Origin of the sequence: Yersinia sp. 2540 StPb PI, assembly GCF_052217165.1 — a bacterium.
Lineage (GTDB): Bacteria > Pseudomonadota > Gammaproteobacteria > Enterobacterales > Enterobacteriaceae > Yersinia > Yersinia enterocolitica_E.
Window position 1 is genome coordinate 2,778,037 of the sequence record NZ_JAZGQC010000001.1, and the last position, 16,492, is coordinate 2,794,528.

Below are 16,492 nucleotides of genomic sequence, written 5' to 3' on the forward strand. Positions count from 1 at the left end.
ATGTGCCTTTTCTCTACTACAAACTAACCGGCTAAGGAGTTTTTATGGATACCAATCTGAAAATGTCGCTGATTACGACTGTTGGTGCGCTGGCGATGATTATTGTCTTTAGCTTCGTGGCGGTAATGAATTAATTAAACCGCTTGCCGGTGTGAAGTGATAAGTAGGGCGGGTTAACCCCGCCCTTAATTATTTTTACGCGTAATGCGACGATGGATTGTCACTCTTCTTGCCGTATCAGGCTAAATTTTTCTCAACGAAAGACCAGTTAACCAGTGCCCAGAAGTTTTCCAGGTATTTTGGCCGCGCATTGCGGTAATCAATATAGTAAGCATGTTCCCACACATCTACGGTTAACACCGGTTTATCGTTGGTGGTCAGTGGAGTTGCTGCATTAGACGTACTGACAATCGCCAGTGTGCCATCTGCTTTTTTAACCAGCCAGGTCCAGCCCGCACCAAAGTTTTTTACTGCCGCATCAGTAAATTGCGCTTTAAATTCAGCAAAAGAACCAAATGATTGATTAATGGCATCGGCAACTTTGCCCGTAGGTTCGCCGCCGCCGTTAGGTGACAGGCAGTGCCAGTAGAAGGTGTGGTTCCAGACTTGGGCCGCATTATTAAAGATCCCGCCATTAGAGGTTTTTACAATCTCTTCCAGCGTCTTACCCGCAAACTCAGTGTCTTTAATCAAGTTATTGAGATTAACCACATAGGTGTTGTGATGCTTGCCGTAGTGGTATTCCAGCGTTTCAGCTGAGATGTGGGGCTCTAGCGCATTTTGCGCATAGGGTAATGCCGGTAATTCAAAAGACATAGCTCTCTCCTTTCGGGGTTGCTCAGGGTGTTTGCTCCTCAAATCACATCAATTGCCACGGGCAGTGAGGTGGCGAAGAGCGGTTAAAGCTTAATTGTTGTATTTTTGTTGTGGGTATTAATCTTAACAACTTTCAACAAGAATGACAGATATAACCACACTGTTTGATGGGTGATTGTATCAACGTTATGCCATGGGGATAATAAGTGCAGGGGCGTTATTGTGCCATCAGCACCCGGTGAGACCACCGGGCGCAGACTGAAGTCTTAGCGGATGGTTTTCGGGGTGACCACACGGCGTGCGCCAACGTAATGATCCTGCCAGTAGTCATTGTCCAGCATACTGATACGAATTTCTTCGCCAGTGCGTGGGGACTGAATGAACTTACCGTTACCCAGATAGACGCCTACATGGTCGGCGACGCCACGGTTGGCAATATTGAAGAACACTAAATCCCCACTCTCCAGCTCAGCGCGTTTGACGGGGGCGGCGTCACGCAAGTGATACATCTCGTTCGCGGTACGCGGCATTTTTATTCTGATCACGTCTTTATAGGCGTAATAGATAAGCCCGCTGCAATCAAATCCGGTATTAGGAGAGGTGCCACCCCAACGATAAGGTTTACCGACTTGCTTCATCAGTTTGCTCATCGCGGTCTGTTTGGCGTGTTGATAGCGTTTTTTATGCGCTGGACTGAGCTTGATTTTACTATTGGCGACTAATTCGGTAGCCGCTTTGCCTTGGCTTTTATTTCTGTGTCGGCCATAAGCGACTTTTTCTGTTTTTTTACCTGCGGCCACTTTTTTATTGGCTGCAGTTTTAATATTGGTTTTTTTCGGATTGCTGGTTTTTTTTGTAGCGATTTTACTGACTTCCTGCGTTTTCTTTTTAATGGTTTTAGTCGTGCCGGCGGCAATTTTCTTTTTATCGCTGCTGGTTGCTGTTTTATTGGTAGTCACTTTGTTGGTAGGGGTTTTATTGCTGGCTACTTTTACTTTTTTGGTACTTTTATCTGCTTTACGTTTTTTACGATCATCAGGGCTGGCCTGGCTGACCTGTCCTTTCTTCTGCTCAGCAGACACATGAGCCTGCGGCGACGCATGCGCCAGATTTAAAAATAGCTGGGTAAACAGCAGCACAAACAGCGTAAATATTAAACGCATAATAACGCTACCAACCTTGCCCTGAGATGAATATGAAGAGTCACAGTATTGCCGAAACTCACGATATAAAAAAGCAGAGAGCGACAGGATCTTAATCGATATTGTGAGAAAACATTAATGGCTTAGATATTGTCGCTTTTTCACACGTCTAATGGACTTAAATCAACCATACGTCAACGAGTTATCTCTTTCCTACTTGAAGCCGCAGGGCAATCCCATAAAGAAGATAATAGTGAAGTGATGGGATCAAAAATGTTATTCTAAATGCACATATTTGTAGCTGACAATATAACCATTCGTCCACGGAGTAAAGCCCCTGCAAAAGATGGCGTTTTATTCCAGTGGTAACAGTCGCTACAATAGGCCGGACGCAATAATAAAACAGCCCTAATGGATAGGTTCTAAGTATTGTAGCCACTATATGGCTTGAGGAAGCAAGAAATGACGACGATTGATAAAATCCAGCGCCAGATAGCAGAAAACCCAATCCTGCTTTATATGAAGGGTTCACCAAAGTTACCTAACTGCGGTTTCTCGGCTCAGGCTGTGCAGGCGCTGTCTGCCTGTGGCGAACGCTTTGCTTATGTTGATATCCTGCAAAACCCGGATATTCGTGCGGAACTGCCAAAATATGCTAACTGGCCAACCTTCCCACAATTGTGGGTTGATGGTGAATTGGTCGGCGGTTGTGACATTCTGATGGAAATGTATCAGCGTGGCGAACTACAACAGTTGTTGAAAGAAACCGCTGACAAATACCGTGCACAAGAAGAAAAGCCTGCCGCAGAATAGGGTATGTGTGTTTTCGGTGACAAAAATAAAAAGGTGGCCTTTGAGCCACCTTTTTTTGAACGTAAAATTGTTGCGTCTTCTCTCATGAACAATCTTCTCTCATGAACACTGCGCTATTCGGATTCCCCCGCCGGTATAGGCCAGCCACCCAGTTTTTTCCAGCGGTTAACCAGTTCACAGAATAATTTTGCCGTTTGCATGGTGTCATACAATGCGGAGTGCGCCTGACTACTATCAAACGGAATACCTGCCGTCAGGCAGGCTTTCGCCAGCACAGTTTGCCCTAGCACCAGCCCACTGAGCGCCGCAGTATCAAAGGTTGCAAATGGGTGGAACGGGTTACGTTTCAAACTGGCGCGTTCAGCAGCAGCCATCACGAAGCTGTGATCAAAATTGGCGTTGTGTGCCACGATAATAGCTCGGTTACAGCCTTGATCTTTCAGCCCTTTACGCACGGCTTTAAAGATGGCATGCAAAGCATCGTATTCACTCACAGCACCACGCAAAGGGTTGGTCGGGTCAATGCCATTAAATGCCAGTGCTTCTGGTTGCAGATTGGCACCCTCAAAGGGTTCTACATGGAAATGCAGCGTTTCATCGGGTAATAACCAACCATCCTTGTTCATCTGCAAGGTCACGGCAGCAATTTCTAATAATGCATCGGTTTGCGCATTAAAACCGGCGGTTTCCACATCAATTACAACGGGGTAATACCCACGAAAACGGCCACTTAGGGCGTTAAGATCACTTTTATCTGCCATCAGTTTCTTATCTTCATCGAATTCAGCGCGCATTATGTCAAATTTTAGCGCGGGATGCAGGGGGATATCGCGATGAGAAAAAAGGCACCTTAGGTGCCTTTGCGCTAATCAGTTGCCAAGGCCGTGTCCGGCGCTCTTATTCTCGATTAACTCGATTTTGTAACCGTCGGGATCTTCGACAAAAGCAATAATAGTATTACCGCCTTTTACCGGGCCGGCTTCACGGGTCACATTCCCACCAGCCTGACGAATTTGATCGCAGGTAGCGGCAACATCATCCACGCCCAGCGCCAGGTGACCAAATGCAGTCCCCATGTCGTAACTGCTCACGTCCCAGTTATAGGTCAGTTCAATCACTGAACCTTCACTTTCATCGCTATAACCGACGAAAGCCAGCGAGTATTTATACTCCGTGTTTTCGCTGGTACGCAGTAAACGCATCCCTAATACCTTGGTGTAAAAATCGATAGAGCGTTGCAGGTCACCAACGCGGATCATGGTATGGAGTAAGCGCTTCATAATACCTCTTTATAATCAACAGTTTAAAGTTTTAAAATCATTATAAATCAAAACTGATATATAATCATATAGTAATATCATCCCGCTCACTACCATGACTCTTCTGATATTTGGTTATCATTATGGCGGGATTGTCCCTGGAAAGGGGGGAATAAATTGACTTTTTTTGTGACATTATGTCAGTACACTATTCTGATTCGGTAAAATATCTGTATTATCCCATGGTTAGTCGTAGGAATTTTATGGATATTATTCTTATGGATGAATCATTAAATGGACTCTTTAGTTGTAGCGATAGCAGAAGCTTTATTTAATTTATTGGTAAGCCTATTTTCTTTTTTATTTTCGATAATACTCTTCGTGGTTGAAGCAATCTATTCTTTAAGCTACGGTGCTAAATGGATACGTATATTAATCACAGTAGGCGTATTGAGTGTTATTGCGGGTAGTATCGTGTTTTTTGCCATGATATGAAGATCAATTTAATCGACTCTCCCGCTATGCGTTCTTGTGGTTAATCATCTGCATGTTAAATAATGTCATTAAAAAACAATCTGTTAATTTATAGTTGAGTATCGGGGAGGACCGTCACTTCTGAAATATCAGTTTGATGCCTAGCAGCGCCATGACCAAACCACCAATACGGTCAAAATATATTTTGAAACGCATATAATAGTTTCTTGGTACCGGGGCGGACAGGACACAAGCGACGATTGCGTACCAAATGAGGTCAATCAAGAATGCCAGAACAGGTAACACAATATACATCCAGCCCACGATATTCTGAGTAAGGATTGCGGCAAATATGCCGCCAAAAACCAGTGCTGTATTAGGATTACTAATTTGTGTAATAAGCCCGATATAAAATGAACGAGACAGACTTGTTTGTCCGCCAACCTCGGGTTCAAATTTTATTGCTTTTTTAGGCGCGAAAAACATTTTAAAGGCTAAATAAATGAGATAAAAACCGCCGCCAATTTTAAGTGACATATATAGCCAAGGTACGGTGAGTAGCAAAGATTGCAAACCAAGCAGAGCGACCAAGGCAAAGAATGCACACCCGGTGCCCATGCCTAAAGCAACGGCTAAAGCATTTTTAAGTGAGGATGACATTGCCGTTCGCGCAACAAGGATGAAACTCGGCCCTGGAGACATAGCCCCTAAAGCTATCACTCCACTGATGGTTAAAACAGCAATAATAGCACTGTCCATGTTATCCTCCCTGTAAGTATTCCTCTGTTTCTACTCGTCATTTTTTACAAAATCAATGGCTTTATCTTGTTTCCAAAGAATTCGAAATGAATCACTAAATACTCAAGTCGATAGGGGGTTGTATTACATCATCCGTAGTGGGGGCGATTGCGCCATTTTTTGTGTTATCTCACCTGTAGCCATAAACAAAACAGCCAGTCAGAGGGTTAATCTAACTGACTGTTATTTAATGATTTAATCTACGGGCGAATCACAGAGTTGGGTAGTCGGTATAACCTTTTGCGCCACCGCCATAGAAGGTATCACCATCTGGTTCATTCAACGGAGCCTGTTGCTGCAGGCGGGTTACCAGATCCGGGTTAGAAATATAGCTACGGCCAAAGGCGACAGCATCAATAAACCCTTTATCAATGAGCTCTTCAGCTTTTTCAGCCGTGTATGCACCGGCACCCACAATCACACCTTTGAATTTGGCGCGCACGGCATCACGGAATGCGTCGGAGTAAGGCTTACCACCCGCCCAGTCGGGTTCTGACATGTGCAGATAAGCAATATGACGTTTGTTCAACTCGTCAATGAGGTACAACGCAGCCTCTCCCTGATCCTCGCCATTATCCAAGCCGTTGAATGGCCCCAATGGTGAAATACGAATACCAATATGTTCAGCGCCCCATTCGGCTACTGTTGCATCAACCACTTCCAATGTCAGACGGGTACGGTTTTCAATACTACCGCCGTATTGGTCGGTACGTTGATTGGATGCCGGAGACATAAATTGATGCAGCAGGTAGCCGTGGGCTGCATGCAATTCAATATAGTCAAAGCCAGCTTCACGGGCATTCGCTGTTGCCTGGCGGAAATCATTAATGATGCCAGGGATCTCTTCTGTTTCCAGGGCGCGTGGGGTGGAGCAGGGAACGCGTACCCAGGCTCCCGTTTCATCGCGCACGGTGGTGCGGGTATCCGCGGCAATGGCTGAAGGTGCTACCGGCGCTTGCTGACCTGGCTGCAAACTGTTGTGCGAGATACGGCCGACATGCCATAACTGTACAGCAATATGTCCACCGTCTTCATGCACCGCCTGCGTGATTTTTTTCCATGCGTTTAACTGTTCCTGAGTGTGTAACCCTGGAGCACCCGCATAGCCTTTCGCCTGGAAAGAAATCTGGGTGGCTTCGGTAATAATCAAACCGGCGCTGGCCCGTTGACGGTAATATTCAGCCATCAGAGGAGTTGGAATATCACCTGGCTCAATGCTGCGCAAGCGCGTTAGCGGAGCCATAAATACGCGGTTTGGCAATGTGAGCGTGCCAACTTTCAAAGGGGAGAACAGTTTAGCAGTCTTCATGGTGCGTCCTATATTAATAGACCAGTCAACTAGCAACTGGGTAAATTCTGAAAAACAAAAGTGTTAGCTTCAGAATCATTGGATTATGGGGTTGGTTGTAGAATCAGTTCGATACTTTCTAGCGCACAGGTCAGCGGAGCAACCGATCGTTTCACTTTAGCCCGCAGTGAAGCACCGAGCCACAAGGCATACAGTGTTTCAGCGGTTGCCGCCGGTGAGAGCGTAATGCGCAGCGAGCCTTCAGCAATACCGGCTTCAATGGCATCTTGCAACCGACCAATCACACGGGCAGTGCCGATATCCAATGCATGGCGCATAGGTTCGGATAAGTCACTTACCTCTGCTGATAGTTTCACCGCCAGACAAGCATTGTGGCATTCACTGCCACAATAGTTAGCAATAGCTTGAGCAAAATAGTGCAACAAATGGTGGCGCATATCACCTTGTGAATGGGTGAGCAGGCTTTCCATTTCAGCGTCGTAACGATCAAAATAACGCTGTAGCATCGCTTCACCAAAAACTTCCTTAGAACGGAAATAGTGATAAAACGAGCCTTTCGGTATGCCTGCCGTGGTCAGTAACAGGCTGAGACCCATACCATTAAAGCCAAGACGCAGGCTAAGGCTCTCACCGGTTGCTAACAGATGTTCACGGGTGTCTATGTGTGTGTGCTGTATTTTGTTCATGTCGCAAAGCGTAATAGACCAATCGGTCTAGGTCAAGAAAAAAATGCCAGCGGAGGGAAACGCTGGCATCAAACTCACTATCAGGTATTAACTCTTTACGGACTTTTTTGACTGATTCTTTCGCCCTGGGTTCGGCATTTCTGTAGTAAATCTAGTTCTGATTGGTATTCACTGGTTTGAATATTCATCATGCCCAATAAGGTATGGAACAGATTATCTTGTGATATTTCATCATGTTGTGCACTGGATGATAAGCACTGACGGTCAATGCCATAGTTTTTTGTATATTCAGGTGATAGCCACATTAGAAATGGTATATGTGTCTGCTGACTTGGGGCGAACATATAAGGGGTACCGTGCAAATACATACCATTTTCGCCTAATGACTCACCGTGATCAGAGAGATAGACCAGCGCAGTGTTAAAGTTATTATTGTGTTGTTGCAATAACTTAATGGTGTTACCCAACATCGCATCGGTATAAAGAATAGAGTTATCGTAGGTATTTACCAATTCCTGTGGGGTGCAATCCTGAATTTGGTTGCTATCACAGGTAGGGGAAAACTGGCGAATCTCTGGGGTTGAGCGGCGATAATAAGCCGGCCCGTGGCTGCCCATTTGGTGTAAGACAATGACACCGTCACCTTGTAGCCCATTAATATAATTATCTAATTTATACAATAATGCGTTATCTAAACAGACCCCGTTCTCGCAATCGGCGGTGAGCTGCAATTGGGTAACATCCTGATGTGGAATGCGATCGCAGGCACCTTTACAACCCCCGTCATTTTCGCGCCATAAGACATTCAAGCCAGCGTGGGCAAGAATATCCATTAAGCCCTCCTGATGACTGGCGAGGGTGGCATCATAATTTTTGCGCGCCATATTCGAGAACATACAAGGTACCGACACCGCAGTTTCAGTCCCGCAGGATGATGCTTTGCTGAAATAGGTAACATCTTGTTTTTTTAGGCTCGGGTTGGTTTCTCGCCCATAACCGCCCAAGGAGAAATTCTCTGCACGGGCAGTTTCACCAACCACGAGAATGACCAGCGTTTTCTTTTGTTGCCCACTAATCAATGGGCCTTTATGGGCATCTTCACCGAGTGTTACCAGTGGCAGATTACGGGTGAAATATTTGTGTTTAGTGAATTGAAAACTGCCACTGACAAAGTTGGATGGGGTTAACATTTTAACGATGTTTTTATTATTACGAATCAACGATGCATAATCTTTATAAAACAGGGCAGCAACCAACAGAATAATCACTGCTGATATCAAAATATTTGCTGCGCGCAGCCCCAACATATACCACCATGGGCGGCTGACCCGAATACGGGCAAAGCAGACCAGGGTCGCAGGAATAATACCCGCCACCAGTAGCCATAGGGCCATACGGGGAGTGAAAAGAGCGGCCGCCTCTTGTGAGTTGGTTTCAAAGGCATTTTGCATCATATTGGCGTCAATGACGGCACCATAACTAAACATAAAATAGTTTGCCGCCGCGCTGCCCAACAGCAATAGAATAATGATTGGCTTATGCAGAAAGGGCACAGCTAACAGGCTAAATATGATGTTCAGTGCGCAAAATATCACCACCGGAATTGTCGCGGCGAAGAAGTAACTGTCACTGCTGTCAAAATGGATCAGCGACCAGGCTTTCGCAATAAACAGTGCGTTATGACCCAGAGTGAAAAAGAGTGCACTGGCCAGGATAAAACTCAGACTGTTACACTGTAACTTATATCGAACATTCATTGTGAAAATGGAATCCTACAGTTCACTAATTACCTGAATGGTATCGAATGAAACTTAAGATAACCTTAGCGGTTAAGGGCCGCGCCTCGGCGCTGATAGCGGATTTTTACAACCGTAAACAAATTGGACTTGCCAGCTGCGGTGAAGCAGTCTTCAATTAAGGTATCAGCCGCAGGAGGCAGCGTGTCTCAGCAACTTGAGTTTTTCGACATTCCCAGTCCGTGCCGTGGCATCTGCCAAACAGATGACCGTGGCTTTTGCCGTGGCTGCCTGCGTAGCAGGGATGAGCGCTTTAATTGGATGAAAATGAGTGACCCGCAGAAACGGGATGTATTGCGTTTATGCCGCCAACGTCTACTGCGCTTGCAGCGTGGTAACAAACAAGTCGATGAGCCGTTACCAGAACAACCTTCCTTATTCTAATTCGCGCTTAATCGGTCTTAAACTTTACCATTTCTGGCTATTTTACCGCTAAGCCCCCGTTTGACCTTGAATTGATGGTTCAGGGAGGATTTAACCTTACCGCCGGTTGTGTATGCTTATAGGTAGATAAACAGATGAGGTAGCTAATAATGGATACACGTAGCCAACTGGCTCCGCTTGGACCTGAATTTTCACGTATGATTTGCGGTTATTGGCGGCTGATGGAATGGGGCATGACGCCTGAGCAGTTGTTGGTTTTTATCGAGCAACACATTGAGTTGGGTATTACTACGGCGGATCATGCTGATATTTACGGCGGTTATCAGTGTGAACAAGCATTTGGCCAGGCCTTACGGCTTAAACCGTCCTTGCGTGACCAACTGGAGCTGGTGAGTAAATGTGGCATTGCCACCACGGCTAAACCGGAACATGTGTTGGGGCACTACATTACGGATAGTTCACATATCATTGCAAGTGCTGAGCAATCATTGGCCCATTTGCACACTGATTATCTTGATTTACTGCTGATTCACCGACCGGACCCGTTGATGGATGCCGATGAGGTGGCAGAAGCCTTCACCCAACTGCACAAAAGCGGCAAAGTAAAATATTTCGGTGTGTCAAACTTTACTCCTGCGCAATTCAATTTACTGCAATCACGCCTGCCATTCTCGCTGGTCACGAATCAGGTAGAGATTTCGCCGCTGCATCAGCCTGCTATTGTCGATGGTACGCTCGATGCCTGCCAGCAACTGCGTATCAAACCCATGGCATGGTCTTGTCTCGGTGGCGGTAGGTTGTTCAGCGACCCGGAGTACCAGGCATTACGTGATGAGTTGCAGGCGGTAGCTGACGAAATCGGTGCAGCAAGCATTGAGCAAGTGGTTTATGCCTGGGTGCTACGTTTGCCGTCAGCACCGCTGCCGATTATTGGCTCTGGCAAAATAGAGCGGGTTAAAGCCGCATGGGCATCACTCTCCTTGACGATGACGCGCCAGCAGTGGTTCCGCATTCGTCGTGCTGCACTGGGTTATGACGTGCCTTAAGCTTCTTTTCTGCGCCAGTAAGCCTCAGGCTGGCGCAGTTTTGTTTTCCTCGGCAGGAGGGGCCAGTTGCAGTTGTGTCAGTGAGCAATATAATCGCCAAATCAGCCCCGCCAGTTCCCGCCCAGAGGCATCGGGGTATTGAGCCAAAATAGCACTCATTCGTTGTAACTCCTGCAATGTTGCGAGTAACGAACTGGGTTGCACACCTTTTTCGGTCATACACCCCTTCAGGCAGTGAATACAAACGTCCCGTACTGCTGACAAGGGTGCAGAGGTGGTTTGCCAATCACGTAATTGCCAGACCACATGGCTACAATTGAGCAATACCATCCCCCAACGCAGCAGCCACAGGCGAGCTGACTGATCTTTACTGAGATTGAGTTGGTTAATTCGATGGTAAATCAGTGATTCGAATTGATTCTGGCTCTGTTGTGGATGGCTACTGATCTGATCAATGAAATCGCGGCGGAGCATCCGAATGATACGTCGACTTTTGCGTTTATCAGAACTGGGGCGCAATAGCTGAAAAGCAACACCTGCTAACATTACGCCGACTAATTTACCAATATTATCATTAAGGAACTCTTGATAATCATAGCTCGGCGGGTTGGTTACACTTAGGAAAGAACCCATAAAGACAATCAATTGTCCCCACAATGAAGCATAGGCCGGATGCTGTAGTTTCATCATCTGCATGGTGATTAAAATGGGGAACAGTACGGCAGCAAATTGCCAGAAATCATCAATCTGTACCATCACACCAAACTTAAGAATAAAGCAGCCGATAGAAAGCAGAACAATGGCTTTCAATAGTGTAGCAATACTGTCGGTTGGCGACGGGGTTGCGGAGTAGAGCACGCAACTTACCGCGGCCAATGCCAGTGCAGCACTGCCCGAACTCCACTGCGTATTTATCCAAAATGCACAACCAATAACAATACACACGAAGGTTCGCAGCCCGTTATAGGCGGCCTCATAAGTATCGGTATGGCGAGCCAGCGCGGTTACTGGTGGCGGTTGTGGCAGGTCGCTGGCCGATTCTTTATCCAACTGTGTCAGCCAACGATTCACTTGCAAATATAACCAACAAAAATGCTGTAATCGTAACCAGAAGGCGCGGTGTCGATAGTCGAACTCATCATGCGGGGCGATTTGTTGCAGTATTTTGGCCAACTGATATTTATCGCAATCGGGTCGCTGTAGTGTTTGTAGCAACTGTGACAGCACTGGTGTCAGGTTCTCCGGTGGCGTTGGCCAGTTAAGCAACATGCGCCGTAAACTGGTAATTACACTGGTTATACGTAATTGACGATGCAAAATAAAATTCAAGACGTTATTTTGCCGCCGCAAGCGGTAATGGCTCCAAAAGGCCTGGATCCGCAGTACATTCATGGTCAGAATCTGGCCAATTACCCCTTCATGTGAGGCACGTAGCTGGGGGTTATGATCGGTTTGCCACAATAACTCGGCATGTTCCAGTAAGCGAGATTGCATGCGGCGCAGTGAGGTCAGTAATGCTTCGCCGTCGGAGGTGCTCGGCATCAGCATCATCATCAGGCCACCACAAAGAATACCGGTAATCACTTCACACACTCGGGCTTGCGCGATATCAAAAATTTGCTGGGTGCCAGCGGTGTTGACCGTAGAAAAGGCAATAATTGCGGTGGTATAACCGGCTAACGCAAACGCATAAGAAACATTATTTTGATAGTGATTGGAGACAAAAGTACAAAGGGCAATCCAGGCTGCAATTGCAAAGGTAAACAGCCAGGGATCATTCAGGCAATGGCCGGCAATTACCACGGATGCGGCCGCCCCCAGTAAGCTGCCGATGATGCGACCAATACTTTTGCTGATGACCCCGCCGACGGTGGGGAAACTCACCACTGCAGCGGAGGTCATTGCCCAGTAAGGCTCATCTAAATTCAGCGCAAAGGCAATCCACAGTGATAAGCACATTGCCAATGAATTACGCAATGCATAACGCCACTGACCGGCATTGGCTTTACCCCATGGGGTCTGGTGCCACAGGGGGAAGGAGATACGCATCGTTTAGTCAACCAGTGAAATAGTGCAGGTGGTGCCCGCAATAAGGGTGACATCGGCTGGGACATCCAGCAGTTTGATTCTTACCGGAACCCGTTGGGCCAGCCGTACCCAAGGAACATTAGGTTTTACATCTACCAATAAGTCACCGCTGCTATCAACACTTTGGTCATAAATAGCACGACCAATACTTTCGACTACGCCGCGTAAAGGAATGTTGCCATTATACAAAACAATCTTGGCTTTATTACCTTCTCTAATATGTTTCAACTTGGTTTCTTCGAAATAGCCCATCACATAGAATGAATTGGTATCGATTAGCGCGACTAATGGTATGCCGGCGGTAGCATAGTTACCCACCCGTGTTTGCAAGTTGGTTATATAACCATCGGTCGGCGCATAAATACGGGTTTTGCTGAGATTCCATTTCGCTTGTTCGACATTCGCCACCGCGCCCTGGTAGGCCGCTTTCATGCTATCGGCGGTTAAGTTGGCAATGTCGAGATCTTCACCAGAAATGATGTTTTTCGGTAAATTTCGCCGACGTTCTGCTTCATGATTCGCTTTAGCCAGGTCAGCTTGCGCCTTCACTAAAGCGGCTTGCGCGTTATCCAGTGCCAGTTGGTAGGGTTGTGGGTCAATCACAAATAATAAGCTACCCGAGCTTACCAACTGGTTATCATGAACTACTATTTTAACCAGTCGGCCCGACACTTCCGGGGTGATGCTGACCAATTCAGCCCGGACTTTACCATCGCGAGTCCAGGGTGATTGCATGTAGTAGTTCCACATCCACCAACCCGCACAAAGTGCGAGAGCGAAGACAATGACAGAGGAGAAATATTTAAGAGACTGATGATTCATATCAATTTACCAACTGGCTAATATCCATAAAGAAACGCTGACCGCAATGACAAAAATTGACAGATCCATTAATATTGGATGCCAGATGTCACCAGAGTAGATCCAATTCCGTAGGACATGATGGATCAATAGCCAAAACACCAAACCTAGCATAACCGCCTTAAACATCGGCGGGAAATAGATTGAGGCACCTATAACCAAGTCTGTAAGAGGTGCGTTTATGGGTAACACTGATACATACATAAGGTTAATCCTTAATAGGTATTTTTAGCCAAAACATCATTTTTTCTAAAGGATTCGCCGTATTTATTGCTATTACCCTAGCATCGACGGTATATATACATTTGTGTTTTTAATGTTAATTACCCAAAATAGACGGGACTCTGGGAGTTATGCTAGCACGCTAATTAAAAGGAGGGGCAATTGGAATCGACATTAGGATCTGATTTAGCACGATTAGTTCGCGCTTGGCGCGCGCTTATCGACCATCGGTTGAAGCCGCTGGAGTTAACTCAAACGCATTGGGTTACCTTGCATAACATTAATCGTTTACCGCCTGAACAGTCACAAATTCAACTGGCAAAAGCGATTGGTATCGAACAACCATCACTGGTTAGAACCTTAGATCAACTGGAGGAGAAAGGTTTAATCACACGGCATACCTGCGCAAATGATCGTCGTGCGAAGAGGATAAAACTGACGGAGCAGTCTTCACCGATAATAGATACGGTTGATGGAGTCATATGTTCCACCCGTAAAGAAATTCTTGGGGGGATTTCAACAGATGAGATTGAATTGCTATCTGGTCTGATTAATAAGCTTGAGAGCAATATTAACCAATTACAAAGCAAGTAATAATAAAGATTTACGACTCTATTCACAGCAGAAAGAAATATTTTAGTAAAACAAGCCAGAGTTCATTACGAACTCTGGCTTTTACCTGAAGACAGTAATAGCAGAGTTATTAGCGTGGGCTAACGGTAACGGTGCTACCACTGCTCGCTAGCATCACGCGCTGACCGACGCTAAAGCGAGTTGGGCCTTGTTTTTGCACCACCAGAATGGTTGTGCCGTCATCTTTACGGACTTCAAGTTGCACGCCGTCGGTGCGGTTCATTGCGCCCTGAACACCTTGCCCTGCCATACCACCCGCAACAGCACCTGCTGCAGTTGCCAGGCTACGACCAGTGCCACCACCAACAGTATTACCAAGGAAACCACCCAGGACTGCACCGCCAATGGCACCCATGACATTGTTTTCATCGCCACCCTGAATAGTGACTGGGCGTACGGATAGTAGGGTACCGTAAGTCACAGTTTGTACTTGTCGGGCTTCGGATGCGCTGAAGACATCACCGGACAGGGTGCTATTATTGGCACAACCGGTCAGAGTAACCGCAGCGATAGCAACGGCGATTAGTGGCTTGATCATAAAAACTCCTATTAAAAATGCACAACCGTATTACGGTTCAGTATGCCAGGGATATCCAAATCCAGTCCATTGATGGCCCAGTATTTGCACAAGGCCGATATTTGCACAAAGTATGGCTTACCCAAATGTTTATTTCACTACTTACTTATTTTAACTTTCTGCTTAATTTTTCGACCACCATCGATGGGTACGCAGCTTAGCGGTTTATACTTCAACGAATATTAAACGGCAGTTTAACTTTCTTAAAGTAAGAAATATCACTGCGATAAATGAAAATGTCAGTAAGAGTGACTTTTATGTGACCTTTCCTACAAATAAAAAGTAGCGTTTAGGACAGGCTCCTATAGCGGTATACACTTTAAAAAGTATATCTTTTCAGGGTGTTAATTTTATTATTCTGACTTGGCTTGTGGAAAGTCTTATTGCTATTTTGTCCCTGAATGAGGGAATAAGGTCATTGCTATGAAATCAGGCCGTTTTATTGGAGTGATGTCAGGAACCAGTCTGGATGGGATTGATGTGGTGTTAGCTGCCATTGATGAGCGTATGGTAGCCCAGCAGGCCAGCTATAGTCATCCAATGCCGCTACAGCTGAAAAAAGATATCCTCGGCATGTGTCAGGGCCAGTCTACGACCTTGTCCGCAGTGGGTAAGCTTGATGCCCAACTGGGTATCTTGTTTGCGCAAGCGGTGCAGGGCTTACTGGCAAAAGAAGGCCTTAGCGCACAGGACATTACCGCCATTGGCTGTCATGGGCAAACGGTGTGGCATGAACCGCTCGGTGAACCGGCGTTTACAATACAATTAGGTGATAATAATCGTATTGCAGCGTTGACAAACATTGCTACTGTTGGGGATTTCCGCCGCCGTGATATGGCTTATGGCGGGCAAGGTGCACCTTTGGTGCCCGCTTTCCACCATGCTTTACTAGCCCATGCCACCGAGCGGCGCATGATACTGAACATTGGCGGTATTGCTAATTTATCTATGCTATTACCCGATTTGCCGGTGCGGGGGTTTGATACCGGGCCTGGCAATATGTTGATGGATGCCTGGATCTGGCGTAATCGTGCCTTACCCTATGATAAAGATGCGTGCTGGGCACTGTCGGGGCAAGTTAATCAACCGCTGCTTGAGCTGATGTTCAGTGATCCCTATTTTGCCAAACCTGCCCCAAAAAGTACCGGGCGCGAATATTTCAATGCCGGGTGGTTGGATAAGCAATTGGCGAAGGTGCCGGGGCTGAAACCGGAAGATATTCAAGCAACGTTGGCAGAGTTAACTGCGCTATCAATCGCCGAGCAGGTGCAGTTGGCAGGGGGCTGTGAGCGGCTGTTGGTGTGTGGCGGCGGGGCGCGTAACCCGTTGCTGATGTCACGGATGTCAACCTTGTTACCGGGGACGGAGGTGTGCGTAACTGACAATTTTGGTGTGAGTGGCGACGATATGGAGGCTCTGGCGTTTGCCTGGCTGGCATTTCGGACGTTGTCCGGTAAATCGGGTAATTTGCCATCGGTGACCGGAGCCAGTTGCGAAACCATTTTAGGAGCAGTCTATCCTGTATCGTCACGCTGAGGGTGTTAAGCTGCCATAGGGTACGGTGCCTTATTCCATCAACGAGGACGAC

At 46.6% G+C, this 16,492-nt stretch carries 18 protein-coding genes; 6 read left to right on the plus strand and 12 right to left on the minus strand.

The window, feature by feature from the left end; translation table 11 throughout:
- Window positions 1-44 precede the first annotated feature (44 nt).
- Window positions 45-134, plus strand: coding sequence for a cytochrome bd-I oxidase subunit CydH (gene cydH / locus V1956_RS12685; protein WP_019079325.1), 90 nt, complete (start codon window positions 45-47; stop codon window positions 132-134).
- 103 nt (window positions 135-237) lie between these two features.
- Here cydH and sodB read toward each other — a convergent pair whose 3' ends face one another.
- Together sodB and V1956_RS12695 are read right to left on the minus strand one after the other, a co-directional pair.
- Window positions 238-816, minus strand: coding sequence for a superoxide dismutase [Fe] (sodB, locus tag V1956_RS12690; protein WP_372559117.1), 579 nt, complete (start codon window positions 814-816; stop codon window positions 238-240).
- A gap of 266 nt (window positions 817-1,082) precedes the next feature.
- The gene (locus V1956_RS12695) at window positions 1,083-1,979 is read right to left on the minus strand and encodes a C40 family peptidase (protein WP_442825184.1); all 897 of its coding nucleotides are present in this window, start codon (window positions 1,977-1,979) and stop codon (window positions 1,083-1,085) included.
- Window positions 1,980-2,420: 441 nt separating this feature from the next.
- Here V1956_RS12695 and V1956_RS12700 point away from each other — a divergent pair, with 441 nt between their 5' ends.
- Window positions 2,421-2,771: a Grx4 family monothiol glutaredoxin gene (locus tag V1956_RS12700; protein WP_083158738.1), complete on the plus strand. Its 351-nt coding sequence runs from the start codon at window positions 2,421-2,423 to the stop codon at window positions 2,769-2,771.
- A 113-nt stretch (window positions 2,772-2,884) separates the two neighbouring features.
- Here V1956_RS12700 and rnt read toward each other — a convergent pair whose 3' ends face one another.
- From rnt to eptA, 6 genes are all read right to left on the minus strand, one after another.
- On the minus strand, window positions 2,885-3,565 hold the full coding sequence (gene rnt / locus V1956_RS12705; protein ID WP_193784653.1) for a ribonuclease T: 681 nt from the start codon (window positions 3,563-3,565) through the stop codon (window positions 2,885-2,887).
- A gap of 75 nt (window positions 3,566-3,640) precedes the next feature.
- Window positions 3,641-4,051, minus strand: coding sequence for a lactoylglutathione lyase (gene gloA, locus V1956_RS12710; RefSeq protein WP_420071993.1), 411 nt, complete (start codon window positions 4,049-4,051; stop codon window positions 3,641-3,643).
- Between the two features lie 588 nt (window positions 4,052-4,639).
- Window positions 4,640-5,263 carry a LysE family translocator gene (locus tag V1956_RS12715; protein ID WP_372559114.1) on the minus strand — a complete coding sequence of 208 codons (624 nt, stop codon included), beginning with the start codon at window positions 5,261-5,263 and terminating at the stop codon, window positions 4,640-4,642.
- Between the two features lie 250 nt (window positions 5,264-5,513).
- The gene (locus V1956_RS12720; protein ID WP_442825185.1) at window positions 5,514-6,611 is read right to left on the minus strand and encodes an alkene reductase; all 1,098 of its coding nucleotides are present in this window, start codon (window positions 6,609-6,611) and stop codon (window positions 5,514-5,516) included.
- 83 nt (window positions 6,612-6,694) lie between these two features.
- Complete coding sequence (locus V1956_RS12725) at window positions 6,695-7,297, minus strand: TetR/AcrR family transcriptional regulator (RefSeq protein ID WP_083158741.1); 603 nt, start codon at window positions 7,295-7,297, stop codon at window positions 6,695-6,697.
- A gap of 95 nt (window positions 7,298-7,392) precedes the next feature.
- Window positions 7,393-9,054: a phosphoethanolamine transferase EptA gene (gene eptA, locus V1956_RS12730; RefSeq protein ID WP_442825186.1), complete on the minus strand. Its 1,662-nt coding sequence runs from the start codon at window positions 9,052-9,054 to the stop codon at window positions 7,393-7,395.
- A 183-nt stretch (window positions 9,055-9,237) separates the two neighbouring features.
- Here eptA and V1956_RS12735 point away from each other — a divergent pair, with 183 nt between their 5' ends.
- The gene (locus tag V1956_RS12735; protein ID WP_372559112.1) at window positions 9,238-9,477 is read left to right on the plus strand and encodes a DUF1289 domain-containing protein; all 240 of its coding nucleotides are present in this window, start codon (window positions 9,238-9,240) and stop codon (window positions 9,475-9,477) included.
- Window positions 9,478-9,626: 149 nt separating this feature from the next.
- Window positions 9,627-10,523: an aldo/keto reductase gene (locus V1956_RS12740; protein WP_442825187.1), complete on the plus strand. Its 897-nt coding sequence runs from the start codon at window positions 9,627-9,629 to the stop codon at window positions 10,521-10,523.
- A 24-nt stretch (window positions 10,524-10,547) separates the two neighbouring features.
- Here the strand turns inward: V1956_RS12740 and V1956_RS12745 are convergent, their stop codons facing one another.
- Genes V1956_RS12745 through V1956_RS12755 form a run of 3 tightly spaced genes read right to left on the minus strand, consistent with a single transcriptional unit; the run spans window position 10,548 to window position 13,676 of the window.
- Window positions 10,548-12,572, minus strand: a complete 2,025-nt coding sequence (locus V1956_RS12745) for an FUSC family protein (RefSeq protein WP_420074711.1) — start codon at window positions 12,570-12,572, stop codon at window positions 10,548-10,550.
- 3 nt (window positions 12,573-12,575) lie between these two features.
- Window positions 12,576-13,433: an efflux RND transporter periplasmic adaptor subunit gene (locus V1956_RS12750; protein WP_372559109.1), complete on the minus strand. Its 858-nt coding sequence runs from the start codon at window positions 13,431-13,433 to the stop codon at window positions 12,576-12,578.
- 6 nt (window positions 13,434-13,439) lie between these two features.
- Window positions 13,440-13,676: a DUF1656 domain-containing protein gene (locus tag V1956_RS12755; RefSeq protein WP_083158747.1), complete on the minus strand. Its 237-nt coding sequence runs from the start codon at window positions 13,674-13,676 to the stop codon at window positions 13,440-13,442.
- 180 nt (window positions 13,677-13,856) lie between these two features.
- Here V1956_RS12755 and slyA point away from each other — a divergent pair, with 180 nt between their 5' ends.
- The gene (gene slyA / locus V1956_RS12760; protein ID WP_083158748.1) at window positions 13,857-14,288 is read left to right on the plus strand and encodes a transcriptional regulator SlyA; all 432 of its coding nucleotides are present in this window, start codon (window positions 13,857-13,859) and stop codon (window positions 14,286-14,288) included.
- Between the two features lie 109 nt (window positions 14,289-14,397).
- Here slyA and V1956_RS12765 read toward each other — a convergent pair whose 3' ends face one another.
- On the minus strand, window positions 14,398-14,865 hold the full coding sequence (locus V1956_RS12765; RefSeq protein ID WP_083158749.1) for a glycine zipper 2TM domain-containing protein: 468 nt from the start codon (window positions 14,863-14,865) through the stop codon (window positions 14,398-14,400).
- Between the two features lie 462 nt (window positions 14,866-15,327).
- Here V1956_RS12765 and anmK point away from each other — a divergent pair, with 462 nt between their 5' ends.
- A complete protein-coding gene (anmK, locus tag V1956_RS12770) occupies window positions 15,328-16,440 on the plus strand; it encodes an anhydro-N-acetylmuramic acid kinase (RefSeq protein ID WP_083158750.1) in 1,113 nt (370 codons plus the stop codon).
- Window positions 16,441-16,492 lie beyond the last annotated feature (52 nt).

What these genes read in the sequence shown, in the direction of transcription:
- cydH (WP_019079325.1), top strand. Translation starts at nt 45, where the DNA reads ATGGATACCAATCTGAAAATGTCGCTGATTACGACTGTTGGTGCGCTG.
- sodB (WP_372559117.1), bottom strand. Translation starts at nt 816, where the DNA reads ATGTCTTTTGAATTACCGGCATTACCCTATGCGCAAAATGCGCTAGAG.
- V1956_RS12695 (WP_442825184.1), bottom strand. Translation starts at nt 1,979, where the DNA reads ATGCGTTTAATATTTACGCTGTTTGTGCTGCTGTTTACCCAGCTATTT.
- V1956_RS12700 (WP_083158738.1), top strand. Translation starts at nt 2,421, where the DNA reads ATGACGACGATTGATAAAATCCAGCGCCAGATAGCAGAAAACCCAATC.
- rnt (WP_193784653.1), bottom strand. Translation starts at nt 3,565, where the DNA reads ATGCGCGCTGAATTCGATGAAGATAAGAAACTGATGGCAGATAAAAGT.
- gloA (WP_420071993.1), bottom strand. Translation starts at nt 4,051, where the DNA reads ATGAAGCGCTTACTCCATACCATGATCCGCGTTGGTGACCTGCAACGC.
- V1956_RS12715 (WP_372559114.1), bottom strand. Translation starts at nt 5,263, where the DNA reads ATGGACAGTGCTATTATTGCTGTTTTAACCATCAGTGGAGTGATAGCT.
- V1956_RS12720 (WP_442825185.1), bottom strand. Translation starts at nt 6,611, where the DNA reads ATGAAGACTGCTAAACTGTTCTCCCCTTTGAAAGTTGGCACGCTCACA.
- V1956_RS12725 (WP_083158741.1), bottom strand. Translation starts at nt 7,297, where the DNA reads ATGAACAAAATACAGCACACACACATAGACACCCGTGAACATCTGTTA.
- eptA (WP_442825186.1), bottom strand. Translation starts at nt 9,054, where the DNA reads ATGAATGTTCGATATAAGTTACAGTGTAACAGTCTGAGTTTTATCCTG.
- V1956_RS12740 (WP_442825187.1), top strand. Translation starts at nt 9,627, where the DNA reads ATGGATACACGTAGCCAACTGGCTCCGCTTGGACCTGAATTTTCACGT.
- V1956_RS12745 (WP_420074711.1), bottom strand. Translation starts at nt 12,572, where the DNA reads ATGCGTATCTCCTTCCCCCTGTGGCACCAGACCCCATGGGGTAAAGCC.
- V1956_RS12750 (WP_372559109.1), bottom strand. Translation starts at nt 13,433, where the DNA reads ATGAATCATCAGTCTCTTAAATATTTCTCCTCTGTCATTGTCTTCGCT.
- V1956_RS12755 (WP_083158747.1), bottom strand. Translation starts at nt 13,676, where the DNA reads ATGTATGTATCAGTGTTACCCATAAACGCACCTCTTACAGACTTGGTT.
- V1956_RS12765 (WP_083158749.1), bottom strand. Translation starts at nt 14,865, where the DNA reads ATGATCAAGCCACTAATCGCCGTTGCTATCGCTGCGGTTACTCTGACC.
- anmK (WP_083158750.1), top strand. Translation starts at nt 15,328, where the DNA reads ATGAAATCAGGCCGTTTTATTGGAGTGATGTCAGGAACCAGTCTGGAT.